Annotated in this window: 11 protein-coding genes and 1 pseudogene; 4 read left to right on the top strand and 8 right to left on the bottom strand. The window is 66.7% G+C overall.

Going from position 1 to position 13663, the window contains the following annotated elements:
* Positions 1-5: 5 nt before the first annotated feature.
* A complete protein-coding gene (gene lon / locus TX88_RS19075) occupies positions 6-2339 on the bottom strand; it encodes an endopeptidase La (protein ID WP_044518769.1) in 2334 nt (777 codons plus the stop codon).
* Between the two features lie 28 nt (positions 2340-2367).
* Positions 2368-3006: a VC0807 family protein gene (locus TX88_RS19070; protein ID WP_244438458.1), complete on the bottom strand. Its 639-nt coding sequence runs from the start codon at positions 3004-3006 to the stop codon at positions 2368-2370.
* A 99-nt stretch (positions 3007-3105) separates the two neighbouring features.
* Here TX88_RS19070 and TX88_RS19065 point away from each other — a divergent pair, with 99 nt between their 5' ends.
* Genes TX88_RS19065 through TX88_RS19055 form a run of 3 tightly spaced genes read left to right on the top strand, consistent with a single transcriptional unit; the run spans position 3106 to position 5015 of the window.
* Entirely contained in the window at positions 3106-4032 is a 927-nt protein-coding gene (locus TX88_RS19065; RefSeq protein WP_044518768.1) for an NADP-dependent oxidoreductase, read from the top strand.
* A complete protein-coding gene (locus TX88_RS19060) occupies positions 4029-4775 on the top strand; it encodes an SDR family oxidoreductase (RefSeq protein WP_110917974.1) in 747 nt (248 codons plus the stop codon). Before TX88_RS19065 ends, TX88_RS19060 begins: the two co-directional genes overlap by 4 nt.
* Positions 4776-4814: 39 nt before the next feature.
* On the top strand, positions 4815-5015 hold the full coding sequence (locus tag TX88_RS19055) for a hypothetical protein (RefSeq protein WP_044518767.1): 201 nt from the start codon (positions 4815-4817) through the stop codon (positions 5013-5015).
* 9 nt (positions 5016-5024) lie between these two features.
* Here TX88_RS19055 and TX88_RS19050 read toward each other — a convergent pair.
* The 4 genes and pseudogenes from TX88_RS19050 to TX88_RS19035 all read right to left on the bottom strand — a co-directional run bounded on the left by TX88_RS19050 (position 5025) and on the right by TX88_RS19035 (position 11372).
* Positions 5025-6586, bottom strand: a pseudogene (locus tag TX88_RS19050) (molybdopterin-dependent oxidoreductase).
* A gap of 77 nt (positions 6587-6663) precedes the next feature.
* On the bottom strand, positions 6664-7659 hold the full coding sequence (locus TX88_RS19045) for an esterase family protein (RefSeq protein ID WP_044518766.1): 996 nt from the start codon (positions 7657-7659) through the stop codon (positions 6664-6666).
* Positions 7660-7821: 162 nt separating this feature from the next.
* Positions 7822-9222 carry a mechanosensitive ion channel family protein gene (locus TX88_RS19040; RefSeq protein ID WP_044518764.1) on the bottom strand — a complete coding sequence of 467 codons (1401 nt, stop codon included), beginning with the start codon at positions 9220-9222 and terminating at the stop codon, positions 7822-7824.
* A complete protein-coding gene (locus TX88_RS19035; protein ID WP_044518763.1) occupies positions 9219-11372 on the bottom strand; it encodes an adenylate/guanylate cyclase domain-containing protein in 2154 nt (717 codons plus the stop codon). The genes TX88_RS19040 and TX88_RS19035 overlap by 4 nt, the downstream gene beginning before the upstream one ends.
* A 61-nt stretch (positions 11373-11433) precedes the next feature.
* Between TX88_RS19035 and TX88_RS19030 the strand changes: the two genes are divergently transcribed.
* A complete protein-coding gene (locus tag TX88_RS19030) occupies positions 11434-11874 on the top strand; it encodes a DUF1810 domain-containing protein (protein ID WP_044518762.1) in 441 nt (146 codons plus the stop codon).
* On the opposite strand, the gene TX88_RS19025 is transcribed toward TX88_RS19030, so the two are convergent.
* Both TX88_RS19025 and TX88_RS19020 read right to left on the bottom strand, forming a co-directional pair.
* A complete protein-coding gene (locus TX88_RS19025) occupies positions 11858-13165 on the bottom strand; it encodes an alpha-amylase family protein (protein WP_044518761.1) in 1308 nt (435 codons plus the stop codon). The genes TX88_RS19030 and TX88_RS19025 overlap by 17 nt on opposite strands.
* Positions 13158-13637: a nucleoside deaminase gene (locus TX88_RS19020; protein WP_044518760.1), complete on the bottom strand. Its 480-nt coding sequence runs from the start codon at positions 13635-13637 to the stop codon at positions 13158-13160. Before TX88_RS19020 ends, TX88_RS19025 begins: the two co-directional genes overlap by 8 nt.
* Positions 13638-13663: the final 26 nt, after the last annotated feature.

The raw sequence follows: 13663 nt of genomic DNA, 5'->3' as shown, positions 1-13663 counted from the left end.
TCTCCTTACGCGGCGGCCGTTGAGACCTCGACGGCAGGTTCCAGCGCCTGGGCGATGATGTCGGCGACGTCGGTCATCGGCCGAACGTCGAGCACCGCCAGCACTTCAGAAGGCACGTCGTCCAGGTCGGGCTCGTTGCGCGCCGGGATGAACACCGTCTTCAGCCCCGCCCGCTGCGCAGCGAGCAGCTTCTGCTTGACGCCGCCGATGGGCAGCACCCGGCCGTTCAGCGTGACCTCACCGGTCATGCCGACATCGCCGCGCACCTGCCGCCCGGTGGCCATCGACACCAGTGCCGTCACCATCGTGACGCCGGCCGACGGCCCGTCCTTGGGCACCGCGCCCGCGGGGACGTGCACGTGGATCTGGCGGTCCAGCGCCTTCGGGTCGACGCCCAACTGCTCGGCGTGGGCCCGCACGTAGGACAGCGCGATCTGCGCCGACTCCTTCATGACGTCACCCAGCTGACCGGTCAGCTTCAGGCCCGGCTCACCCTCGTTCGAGTTCACCTCGATGAACAGCACGTCACCGCCCAGGCCGGTGACGGCCAGGCCGGTCGCCACACCGGGCACCGCAGTGCGCTCGTCGGACTCCGGCGTGAAGCGTGGACGACCCAGGTACTCGACCAGATCCGGCTCATCGATCACGATCGGGGCCTCGGTGGAGTCCAGTTTCGTGGTCACCTTGCGCAGCGCCTTGGCCAGCAACCGCTCGAACTGGCGAACACCTGGTTCACGGGTGTAGTCCGCGGCGATCTTGCGCAACGCCGCATCCGTCACCGTCACCTCGGCGTCGGTCAGGGCCGCGCGTTCGGCCTGCCGTGGCAGCAGGTAGTCCCGCGCGATCGCGACCTTGTCGTCCTCGGTGTAGCCGTCGATCTGCACCAGCTCCATCCGGTCCAGCAGCGCCGAGGGAATGTTCTCGATGACGTTGGCCGTCGCCAGGAACACCACGTCAGACAGGTCCAGATCAAGGTCCAGGTAGTGGTCGCGGAACGTGTGGTTCTGCGCCGGGTCCAGCACCTCCAGCAGCGCGGCCGACGGGTCGCCCCGGTAGTCCGAGCCCACCTTGTCGATCTCGTCCAGCAGCACAACGGGATTCATCGAACCCGCCTCGCCGATGGCCCGCACGATACGGCCGGGCAGCGCGCCCACGTAGGTGCGCCGGTGGCCACGGATCTCGGCCTCGTCGCGCACACCGCCCAGGGCGACGCGCACGAACTTGCGGCCAAGGGCCCGGGCCACGGACTCACCCAGCGAGGTCTTGCCGACCCCGGGCGGTCCGGCCAGCACCATCACGGCACCGGAACCGCGGCCGCCGACGACGGCCATGCCGCGCTGGGCGCGGCGGGCCCGCACGGCCAGGTATTCGACGATGCGGTCCTTGACGTCGTCCAGTCCGTGGTGGTCGGTGTCCAGGATCTCGCGGGCACCCTTGAGATCGGTCGAGTCCTCGGTCCGCTCGTTCCACGGCAGGTCCAGGACGGTGTCCAGCCAGGTGCGGATCCAGCCGCCCTCGGGGCTCTGCTCGCTGGAGCGTTCCAGCTTGCCGACCTCACGCAACGCGGCCTCACGGACCTTGTCCGGTAGATCGGCGGCCTCGACCCGGGCCCGGTAGTCGTCGGACCCCTCAGGCTCGCCTTCGCCCAGTTCCTTGCGGATGGCGTTCAACTGCTGGCGCAGCAGGAATTCCTTCTGCTGCTTGTCCATCCCCGCCCGGACATCCTCGGCGATCTTGTCGTTGACCTCGACCTCGGCCAGGTGCTCGCCGGTCCAGGCGATGAGGACACGCAGTCGTTCGGCCGCATCCTCGGTCTCCAGGAGCTGACGCTTCTGCACGTCGGTCAGGTATGAGGCGTAACCGGCCGTGTCTGCCAGCGCGGACGGGTCGGTGATCTTGTTGACCACGTCGACGATCTGCCAGGCCTCGCGCCGCTGCAGCATGGCAAGCAGCAGCTTCTTGTATTCGGCGGCCAGCGCCTTGGTCTCGTCGGTCACCGCTTCGGGCTCGCCGGCTTCCTCCACCTCGACCCACAGGGCCGCACCCGGTCCGGTGGTTCCGGAACCGATGTGGGCCCGGTGTTCACCGCGGACAACGGCGGCTTCGGCACCTCCGGGCATGCGCCCGACCTGCACGATCGACGCGATCACACCGTGGGTGGGGTAGCGGTCGTCCAGACGCGGGGCGATCAGCAGCTTGCCGGATTCGCTGGCCTGGGCGGCGTCGACCGCCGCGCGGGCAGCGTCGTCGAGCTCGACGGGGACCACCATTCCGGGTAGGACGATCGGTTCGCTCAGGAACAAGACCGGTACCGCATTCGATGCTGATGATTCAGCCATCACACCTCCAAAGTTCAGTCTGATGCGCTCAACCTTGGCGGGCTCCCGTTTGTTCCCGGAGGAGTTCCCCCTTGGCCCTGGCCCGCTTGGCCACCACCACGGTCGCCGCCATCAGCAGGGCCGTGAAACCCAGCGAAACGACCGTGTTCACACCGTTCGCGACGTCTATGGCCAGGGAGAAGATGATCGCAAGGCTGATCAACATCCCGATCAGCAGGCCGATGCCCCACATCGCTGAGAGCGAAACGTGGACCCGGCGCCGGAACGCCGCCTCGCCGGGTTCGACAGCCTCGTCGGAGGCGGGCCGGACCCGTTCGGCGACGATCTGGGTCAGCGGTGTGCCGATGAAACAACTGCCGAGGAAAACCACCGCGCCGACGCCGCCGACGAGGGTGTTACCCGCCATCAGCATCCGGGCGTCCGAGGTTGCCAGGCCCACCGCGAGGCTCAGACCGAAGCTGAGCATCAGATAGCCCGCGAACGGATCGAGCCGGCGCGCCCTGATCGCGTCATAGGAGACCTTGATCCCCGCGACCACGGTGCCCGTCAGCAGTGCGGCGTACTCGGAGACACCGGCGGCGCGCAGCCCGTAGTAGGCGATCAGTGGAGGAGCGACATCGAGGAGGATGCCCCGCATGACGGGGCGCAGTGAGTGATCTTGGCTCACCACCGTGAAGATATGGACAAACCCTGTGACTTCACTGTGCGCTGCGGGGGAGGCGGATCCGGCGGAATGTTTGCGGCGGCTGGTTCGTCGTAAGGAAACATGAGCAAAGCAGTCCAATTCGATGAATACGGCGGGATCGACGTCCTGCAGGTGCGTGACGTGCCGAGGCCCGTTCCGGCGGCAGGCGAGGTGCTCGTGCGGGTCCGTGCTGCTGGAATCAACCCGGGCGAGGCCATGATTCGCCGTGGCGCGCTGCACGACCGGTTCCCGGCCGCCTTTCCGTCAGGCGAAGGCAGCGACCTGGCGGGCGTGGTGGCCGAACTCGGGCCCGGTGTGAGCGGATTCGACGTCGGCGACGAGGTGCTCGGATTCACCGACGACCGCGCCAGCCACGCCGAGTATGTGACCGTGCCCGCTACCCAGCTGGCTCCCAAACCGCCGGGCCTGCCGTGGGAGGTCGCCGGATCGCTGTATGTCGTGGGTGCCACGGCATACGCGGCCGTGCGGGCCGTGCGGCTGCAACCCGGGGACACTGTCGCGATCGCGGGTGCCGCGGGTGGTGTCGGCACCATCGCGGTGCAGCTCGCCAAGCGCGCCGGCGCCACCGTGCTCGGCATCGCCGGGTCGGGAAACGATGAGTGGCTGACGGCGCACGGCGTCGTCCCGGTCAACTACGGCGACGATCTGGCGGCCCGGCTCCGCGCCGCGTCCCCGTCGGGTCGTGTCGATGCCTTCCTCGATTTCTTCGGCGGCGGATACGTGAAGCTGGCCGTCGAGGAATTGGGTGTCGCGCCCGAGCGCGTCGACACCATCATCGACTTCGGCGCCATCGCGGAGTTCGGTGTCCAGGGTGCCGGCAACGCCGAGGGTGCTGACATCGCGATCATCGCCGAGTTGGCGGGTCTCGCCGCCACCGGCGAACTCGACGTGCCGATCGCCGAGGTGTTCGCCCTCGACGACGTCCGCGCCGCGTACACCGAGCTGGAAAAGCGGCATACCAGAGGGAAATTGGTGCTACGGCCGTGACCGGTGACCCGATCGCCGACACGGTGGTCGCGGTCACCGGAGCCAGTAGCGGCATCGGTGAAGCGACGGCACGCCTGCTGGCAGCGCGGGGAGCGAGGTTGGTCCTGGGTGCCAGGCGGAAAGATCGTCTGGACCGGCTCGCCGCCGAACTCGTGGCCGCGGGATCGCACGCGGTCGCGCTTTCTGTCGACGTCACCCGCCGGCGTGATGTCGAGACGCTCGTCGAGACGGCGACGAACGAGTTCGGCGGGCTGGATGTGCTGGTGAACAATGCGGGCATCAGCAAGATCGGGCCGCTGTCCGATGGTGACGTCGACGGGTGGTCGGCGATGATCGACGTCAACCTGCGCGGCGTGTTGCACGGAATCGCAGCGGCCGCACCGGTGTTCCGGCGCCAGGGCCACGGGCATTTCGTCACCACGGTGTCCACCGCCGGATTGAAGATCGTGCCGGACATGGGCGTCTACGCGGCGACCAAGAATGCGGTACGGACCGTCATGGAGGCGCTGCGGCAGGAATCCACCGACGGTGTCATCCGGACCACCTCGATCTCGCCCGGGTTCGTCCGCACAGAGCTCGACGGTTCGATAGACGATCCCGTGCTGCGCGCCCGGATACGTTCCAATATGGACGAATTCGGCCTTCCACCCGAGGCGGTGGCGCGTGCGGTGGCCTTCGCGATCGAGCAGCCGCCCGATGTCGAGATCGGCGAGATCGTCCTGCGGCCCACCGTGCAGGGTTGATGCAGCCACCTCATTGTTCGTGACGCGTAGCATCCAACTATGAACCGGGGATTCGTCGTGACATTCGCGATCGGTGTGATCGTGGCGCTGTTCGGCCTGATCTGGGCGCTGCAAGGATTCGGTGTGCTGCAGGGCAGCCCGATGAGCAACACCACCACCTGGTCGGTCATCGGCCCGATCACCGCGCTGATCGGTGTCGTGATCTCCGCCGTCAGTTGGCGCAAGCTCTCCCGCAAGTAGATCTCGGCGTCATGCCACAGTGAAGTTCACCGAATGCCAACCCGTGGCGCCATCGGGCACGGTTGGGGCTTCGTCCGAGGTCTGGACCGCGCCGGTGTTGTCGGTGGCCCGCACCGTGATGGTGTGCTCGCCTGGGCTGTCCGCCTGCCATCCGAAACTCCACAATCGCCAGGTCTCGTCGGAATAGGCGTCCCCGAGTTGGGCGGGTTGCCATGGGCCGTCGTCGATTCGGACCTCGACGCCGCGTACGCCGCGGTTCTGCGCCCACGCGACTCCGCCGAAGGTCGTGGCCCCGGAAGCGATCTGCTGGCCGCGTTTCGGCACGTCGATGCGCGACTCGGTCTTGATCGGGCCGCGCGCTGCCCAGCCCTGCCTGGTCCAATACGCCTCTGCCCGGTCGAAGCGGGTCAGCTCCAGGTCGGTGACCCATTTGGTGGCCGACACATAGCCGTAGAGTCCGGCGACCACCAGCCTGGCCGGGTAGCCGTGTATGACGGGTAGCGGCTGCCCGTTGAGGCCGACGGCCAACATCGCATCCCGGCCGTCGCGCAGGGCCTCCACCGGCGTGCCGACCGTGAAACCGTCGACCGACGTCGACAGCAACATGTCCGCATCGGGGGAGACCCCGGCTGCCTGCAGCAGGTCGGTCAATCGATAACCGGTCCACATGCCCGTCGAGATATATTCGCCACCAACCGGATTGGACACGCAGGTCAGCGTCACCGCCTTCTCGATCGCCTCGAATCGGTCCAGGTCGGCGAAGCTGTAGGTGATCTCGCGATCCACCATGCCGTGAATGCGCAGCCGCCATTCGTCGCGGCTCAGCTGGGGAACGGAAAGCGCGGTGTCCACCCGGTAGAAGTCGGCACCATCGGTGATGAAACTCGGCAGGGCAACATCTTTCGGTTGCACGCCGGCCGGTATCGGCGGAGCGGGTATGCGCGGACGCGGGATCACCGAGACATCGCGTTCGGCCGCCACGGAATTGGTCAGGCGGCCGACGACGACACCGAGCAGCCCGCTCGCCGCCCGAAGGCCAGCAGACCGCCGGTGGCCAGCCACAGTCTTCGGGTGACGTCGGGTTCGTCACCGCCGTCGGCGTGACCGGTCTCGGGGGCCGTCCACAGCCGCGCAAGGAGACGCAGCACCGCCACGCCGCATGCGGTGCCCACCACCGTCGGCACGATGTCGGGCAGGGCCGCGCCCGGCCGCGAGAGCACGGCGGCACAGCCGAGAAGTCCTGCGATGACGAAGATCATGCTGCCGACCGGCCTGCGCCGGGTTTCGTAGGTCGCGGCGATGGCGGCGATGGCTGCGATCGCCACCAGGACGACGACGGCGAGGAAGAGCTTGTCCAGGCCGCCGAGGGTTTGGATCACCAACTCTTTGACGGGGCCCGGTGTGCGGTCGACGATCACCGCGCCGACCGCACCGAGCGGTTGGGCCAGAGTCGGGAACGGAATGCCGACAACCGCCGCGACACCGAGCGAGACCGCGGCGGCCGCAACTCCGCCGAGCATCCGGGCAGTCGGCGAGGGCCCGGACGAGGACCTCGACGAGGACTCAGTCATCGTCACCAACGTACTCCGGACACAGAGCAGGGAGCCTGCCGTAGGGGTGACGACAGGCTCCCTGGGTGGGTGGTCTTCTAGGTGGCCGACTGTGCGCCGAGCACCCGCTGGATGTCGGGCTTCATCTGCTGCAGCTGCTGTCCCCAGTAGCCCCAGCTGTGAGTGCCGTTGGCCGGGAAGTTGAACACCCCGTTGGTGCCGCCGGCGGCGATGTAGTTGTCCCGGAAGGTGTTGTTGGTACGCAGCGTCAGCCCTTCGAGGAACTGGGCTGCCATCAGATTGGCGCCATTGTCACCGGAGTCGAGGTCCGACGGGGTTCCGGTGCCGCAGTAGATCCAGATGCGGGTGTTGTTGGCGACCAGCTGGTTGATGTTGACCATCGGGTCATTGCGCTTCCAGGCCGCGTCGGTCGACGGCCCCCACATGCTCTCGGCGTTGTACCCGCCTGCGTCGTTCATCGACAGCCCGATCAGCATGGGCCACCAGCCCTCGGAGGGGTTGAGGAAGCCCGAAAGCGTTCCGGCGTAGATGAACTGCTGCGGGTGATAGATCGCGTAGGTCAGCGCCGCGCTGCCCGCCATCGAGATACCGACGACCGCGTTGCCGGTCTGGGAAACGCCACGGTTGGCGGCCAGCCAGGCCGGGAGCTCGTTCGTCAGGAACGTCTCCCACTTGTAGGTGTAGTCCTGGCCGTTGCCCTTCGAGGGCTGGTACCAGTCGGTGTAGAAGCTGGACTGTCCGCCGACCGGCATGATCGTCGACAGGCCGGACCCGTTGTACCACTCGAATGCGGCGGTGTTGATGTCCCAGCCGTTGTAATCGTCCTGGGCGCGCAAGCCGTCGAGCAGGTAGACCGCGTGCGGTCCGCCGCCCTGGAACTGAACGCGGATGTTGCGGTTCATCGACGGGGAGAACACGTCGAGGTACTCGACGGGCAGGCCCGGGCGGGAGAATGCGCCAGCGGTCGCCGAACCTCCTGCGAGACCGATCAGCGCGGGCAGGGTGGCGGCTGCCATTGCCCCCGCCGCCAGTCGGCGCGTCCACGCTCCGCGAATCTTGTTGAGGAACTTCATAACGGCAACCAACCGTCCTTTCTGCACGTATCCCAAGCAGTTTGCCGCTTGCTTCCGTAGTGAAACACGCGTCCCATCAGTCACACGCGTAACAACACCGCACATGCAGATCGCGGTTTACTAACGGTTGGAACTCGGCGCCGAGACCCTCGGCGACGACATTCAGCGAGCGGCCGCGCCGAGCGCCTGCCTGACGCTGGCCCGGCGCTCCTCGATCGCCCGGCCGATGTCCTGCAGCAGTACCGGCTTGCGCGCCACCAGATCCTCGATGCACTCGCGGTCGAACTGCGCCACGGTGACCTCTGTCAGCGCGTATGCCGTCGTGATGACCGGCTCGCGGGTCAGCGCGGTCTGCCCGAGGAAGTCACCCTGTTCCAGGGTGAGGACCGGGACGAACAGATCGTCTGCGTCGGCCACCGCCAGCTGCACCGTGCCGGCGACGACGAACGTCATCTTCTTGGGAACCTGACCGACGACCTGGATGATCTCGTCCGTGCCGAAGCGGGTGAGACGGACGTACGCTGCCAGATCCTGCTGATCCTCGGCGCTCAGGCGGAGTGTCGGTGCGATCAGACGGAGCGTCTGCTCGACGCGTTCGCTGGTCTCGAACTCGTCCTCGGCCTCGTCCAGGTGCAGACCGGCACGCCGCGAGGCGTACCACGTCCAGCGCAGGAACGTGGATCTCGCGCTGAAATCGTCGGCGGGCGAGTGCAGCGGGATCAGCGTCTTGTACTGCAACGAGCCGGCCGCAACGGTGGATACCGTTCCGTCGCTTCGTAGTTGAGGTAGGCGGCGGCCCACTTCGTTGAGCACGCGGCAGACCTCGTCGGGGGCATCGTCGACGGCGAACACGGTGATCACAGAAATCGTGTGCGCGCCTGACGGGCGGCTCAGGTTGGTGAACGACCCGCCGGCCAGCACGGAGTTCGGGATCACCTGCAGGCCGCTTCCGGTGTCGATATGGGTTGCCCGCCAGTTCACCTCCACCACGCGCCCGCGCGCCGAGGGCGCATCGACCCAGTCACCGATTTGGAACGGCTGCTCGAACAGCACCAGCAGCCCGGAGATGATCTGGCCGACCGAGTTCTGCAGGGCGAGGCCCAGCACGATCGACGACACTCCCAGGGCCGTGAAAAGCCCGCCGATGTTGGCGCCCCAGATGTAGGCGAAGATCAAACCGATGCCGATGGCGATCAGTGCGAACCGGGCGACGTCGAGGAAGATCGACGGAATACGCTTGCGCCAACTGCCTTCCGGAGCGCTCTGGAACAGTGTCGCGTTGAGTCCGGACAGCAACAGAACCAGGACGACGAAGCCGAACACCGTCGCCACAATCCGCACCGGCGTGGTTTCCCCGGAGATCTGCATCGCCTGGATCAGCAGGATGAGCAGCGCGCCCAGCGGCAGGATGTAGGTCCGGACCAGGTGCACCGGGCCGGCCAGGAAGCTACCCCGTCTCCGGAGCGCGTTGTGGAGCTCGGTCAGGAGCACCAGGCAGACGGGAAATCCGACCGCGACGCCGATCGCCCAGTAGAACCAGGGAGCGTCGAGCAGGCCGGTCATCGTCGGTCCTGCAGTTTCCAGATCGGCTCGTCGGCGCCGTCGACGAGCACAGTGCCCGCCGGTTCGAGGTCGCGGGTATCGCCCATCACCTCGAACACCCGCTCGGTGACGTAGACACCGGGTTGCGGTGAGCCCCGTTGAACCCGGTAGGCGAGGTTGACCGCCGAGCCCCACATGTCGTAAGCCAGGTTCGAGCGTCCGACCAAGCCGCTGCTCACCGCGCCGGTGTCGATGCCCGCGCGCAGGTTGAGCGCGGTCCCGGCTTCGGTGTTGAACCGTTCGATGATGCGCTGCATCTCGAGGGCGAAGTCGACGGTACGGCGGACATTGTCGAGCCGCGGGACGCTCAACCCGGAGCTGGCCCAGTAACCGTTGCGCAGGGTGCGGACCCGCTCCACTCCCAGATCGTCTGCGGCGGCATCGAATTGGTGGACCAAGCGGTTGACGATGGCCAGCGCTTCCTCGGAGGGCATGCCCGATGTCAGCTCATCGAGCCCGACGGTGTCGGCGAACAGGACCGTTACGTTGTGATGGTCTTGCGCGATCGTCTCCTCGCCGTCGCGGTAGCGCTGCACCACCGACTCCGGCATCAGCGTGCGCAGCAGGCGGTCGTTCTCCCGGCGCTGCTCGGCGAGCAGATCTTCCTTGATCGCCAGATTGCGGCTCATGTCGTTGAAAGCCGTTGTCAGATCACCGAACTCGTCCCTCGACTGCACCGGCAGTGAGATGTCGTAATCACCCGCACCGATCTGCTGGGCGCCTGCCTCGAGCCGGCGTAGGGGTCGGACGAACAGCCGGGCCAACATCATGGCGGCCAGACACACGATGAAGGTGATGATGACGGTCGACAACACCAGGGTGCGGGTGAACGCCGATACGGGAGCGAATGCCTCGGCCGTGTCTATCTTGGCGATGATCGACCAGTTCAGCCCTTGCAGATTGACCGGTGCGTAGGCCTGCAGCGTCTCGTTGCCCAGGTAGTCGTCCTCGATCACGGTGCCGGTCTGGCCGCGCAGGGCCAACCGGGTCGCTGTCGTCTCGACCGGCTGGACCAGCGTGGTTCCGTGTTGACGGAGTGATTTCGCCGCCACCGCCGGTGGGGTGCCTGCATCGATGACGTCGCGTTCGAACTTCTCCGGATTCTCCAGGAACAGCCGAGAATCGGACCGCATCAAACCGTCGGGACCCACCACGAACGTCTCGCCGGTCGCACCCATCCCGGCGGTTTCCCATTGTTTGTCGGCCGTCATGAGCCGGTTGATCTTGGAGATCGGGAACTGCAGGGCGAGGACGCCCTCGACCCGGCCGGGCGGGCCGACCGGCGCCATCATCCAGGCCGTGGGCTCATCGGCCGGTTGATAGTCACCGAAGTCGGTGATCCCGACATAGTCGACCGCGTTCGATGCCAGGGTCTTCTCGTACGCGTCCGACAGCAGGCTCTGGCGGTACGGCCCGGTGACGATGTTGGTGCCGAGGTCGACGCCCTTGTACGCGGTGTAGACGACGTTGCCTGCGGTGTCGAGCAGGAGCGCATCCTCGAACTGGAATCGTTCGACGATCTCCCGGAAGTAGTCGTTGAACCGGGCATTCGCGGCCGACCATGCGCTGCCGTCACGGGCGTCGTCGACCCTGATCGCCTTCTCCGGGTCGGCGACCGGCGCGGTGTAGTACGCCTGTAGGTACTTCTGTGCGTTGGTCGTGGGCAGCAGTCGGGACACGTCCACGGCGTCGCCGGTCTGCTTCTGTTCCTGCGGCTCGAACTCGGTGTTGTAGTAGTTGACGATCGACTGCCACTGCTGCGGGTTGATCGTCGAGTTGTCGAGCTGACCGAACGCGCCGGAGAACGCCTCGACGGCCTCGATGGTCGTCGTCCCTCGGGTGTAGACGATCAGGGAATCCTCGAGATCGGCGAACTTCGACTCCAACTGCCGGGTCTGTGATTCCCGAACTTCGGTCAGCCGGTCGAATACCGACTGACGAAGGGATGACCTGCCGGACTGGTATCCGATCGCACCGACGATGGCAGCCGACAGAATGCTGGTCATCAACAGCATCACCAGCAGCTTCGACTGAATGCTGATCCGCGACAGGACGCGCCGACGCGGACTTCTGGTACGAGCGACGTGCTCGACGTCGGCAGTTGTAGTCATTGAATCCCGAAGATTAGCTTGTCGCGATGTATTGCGTGAGGTTGCGCGACAAACTTGAGGTATGAGCGACCCGTTCGACTTACAGAGGTTCGTCGATGCCCAGGCCGGCGTCTACGCCGACGTTTGCGGCGAGTTGAGGGAGGGCCGCAAACGCAGTCACTGGATCTGGTTCATCTTCCCGCAGTTGCGCGGGCTCGGTCGTAGCCCGACCGCGGCCCACTACGGCATCGCCTCAGCCCAGGAGGCGCGGGCCTACCTGGCCCACCCGAAGCTGGGGCCGAGGCTGCGGGAATGCACCCGGCTGGTTGCGCAGATCGACGGGCGGACGGCCGAGCAGATCTTCGGCTGGCCGGACTGGCTGAAGGTGCGCTCCAGCATGACGCTGTTCGCCGAGGCCGCCCCGAACCCGGCAGAGCGAGCCGACTTCCAGGTCGTGCTGGACAAATTCTATGACGGACTCGAAGATCGGATGACCCTCGAAATACTCAGTGCGGCTGGATGATCAGCCATCCGTGCGCAGGAACGTCCGATTGGCCGATGTCCTCCTGCGGGGGTGCGCCCGAACCTGCGATCACCCGTCCCGACCCCACCGTGAGATCAAACAGCGACAGCCGCAGTGGCGCGTCGTCGATGTTGAGCGCCACGATCAGGGATTCGGGACCCGCGCTGGTCCGGTAGACATACCCGGTGTTGGTCAGCAGCAACGGCGCCGTCGTCGCGGTGTGCAGCCACGGATGCCTGCGGCGCAACCCGATCAGATATTGATGCAGCCTCATCGCATCGGAATCATCCGGGGGAGTGGAGAATTCCGGCCGTACGGCATCGTCGCCGCCGCGGCGTTCCTCCTTGACGCCCCGGTAGGCCGACTCGTCGCCCGAGTAGATGCTCGGTGTCCCACCGGTGGTCAGCAACAGTACCAGCGCGTGCTCGAGGTGCGCGGGATTCTGCAACTGGCTGGCGATCCGGGTCACGTCATGGTTGCCCACGAAGGTCAGTGGTACGAACGTGTCGAGAAAGTCGTTGTGCCGCTTCAGCGCCCAGTCCAGCTCGTGGAAGTTGCCGTCGTTGAGGCTGCTCCAGATGGCTTTCCACAGCTCGTACTGGGTCACCGAGTCGAAGGTGGCGGCGCGGACGGTCGCGGAGTAGTCGCCGTGGATGACCTCACCGACGAACCAGGCGTCGGGGAAATCACGACGCACCGACGGCAACACCTGGGCCCAGAACCGGTCGGGCACCGCGTACGCGGCATCGAGACGCCATCCGTCGGCGCCGCGGCTCAACCAGTGTCGTAGCACCGTGGCGGTGTAGTCGGCCACCGCGGGCTCGTCGTGGTTGAGCGCGATCAGCTCGCCGTGCCCTTCGAACGTGCCGAATCGAGATGCGTCGCCGCCACGGCGAAACCAGCTCGATGAGGGATGATCGGGTCCGCCGTCGAGCGCCTCCCGGTACCGGGTGAAGTCGGTGCCCACGTGGTTGAACACGCCGTCGAGCAGGACCCGGAGCCCGCGCCGCCGGGCCTCGGTCACCAGGTGATCGAAGTCGTCCTCGTCACCCAGACGCGGGTCGACACGGAAGTGGTCGGTCGTGTCGTAACCGTGGGTTCGTGAGGCGAAGATCGGGCCGAGCGCGACGCCTGACGCGCCCAGCTGCACGGCGTGATCGAACCAGTCCACGATGCGCCGCAACCGGTGTTCGTCGGCCGATGGTGGCCGGTCGGCGGGAAACGCACCGACGAAACCCAGTGGATAGACCTGCCACCAGATGGCGTGCGCGACCCAGGCGGGCTCAGGCACGGAACTTCGCCGAGTACAGATCCTTCATGGTCTCGGCCAGCTCCTGCGCCGGGCCGTCCACCTCGATGCCCGGGGCCACGGTGGTAATCGGCAGCGGTGCCACCGGACCGCCCGGCGCACCCCAGTCGGACAGCCAGCCGCTCAGCTGCGCCGAGGAGGTGGCGTAGACGATCCGGCCGAGGCCGACCCAGGCGTGCGCGGCAGAGCACATCGGGCAGTGTTCGCCCGAGGTGTACACGGTGGCGCGGGCCCGGTCCTCGGGGCTCAGGTGCTCGACAGCCCAGCGGGCGATGGCGAATTCGGGATGCTGGGTGGCGTCCCCGTCCTTGACCCTGTTGCGGTCGGCGAACACTGTCGTCCCGGTGTGGTCGACCAGTAGGGATCCGAAGGGTTCGTCACCGTCGTCGAGTGCTTCGCGGGCCAACTCGACACATTTGCGCAGCTGACCGAGGTCGTTCTCGCTGATGGCCACGGAGGCGAGTTTACGCCCGGGCCTGA

Origin of the sequence: Mycolicibacterium septicum DSM 44393 (genome assembly GCF_000455325.1) — a bacterium.
Lineage (GTDB): Bacteria > Actinomycetota > Actinomycetes > Mycobacteriales > Mycobacteriaceae > Mycobacterium > Mycobacterium septicum.
Note: the sequence above shows the minus strand (reverse complement) of the source record. Positions and strands in the feature narration are given on the sequence as shown.

Coding starts and splice junctions, on each gene's coding strand:
- TX88_RS19030 (WP_044518762.1), top strand. CDS start 11,434: ATGAGCGACCCGTTCGACTTACAGAGGTTCGTCGATGCCCAGGCCGGC.
- TX88_RS19040 (WP_044518764.1), bottom strand. CDS start 9,222: ATGACCGGCCTGCTCGACGCTCCCTGGTTCTACTGGGCGATCGGCGTC.
- TX88_RS19035 (WP_044518763.1), bottom strand. CDS start 11,372: ATGACTACAACTGCCGACGTCGAGCACGTCGCTCGTACCAGAAGTCCG.
- lon (WP_044518769.1), bottom strand. CDS start 2,339: ATGGCTGAATCATCAGCATCGAATGCGGTACCGGTCTTGTTCCTGAGC.
- TX88_RS19065 (WP_044518768.1), top strand. CDS start 3,106: ATGAGCAAAGCAGTCCAATTCGATGAATACGGCGGGATCGACGTCCTG.
- TX88_RS19045 (WP_044518766.1), bottom strand. CDS start 7,659: ATGAAGTTCCTCAACAAGATTCGCGGAGCGTGGACGCGCCGACTGGCG.
- TX88_RS19055 (WP_044518767.1), top strand. CDS start 4,815: ATGAACCGGGGATTCGTCGTGACATTCGCGATCGGTGTGATCGTGGCG.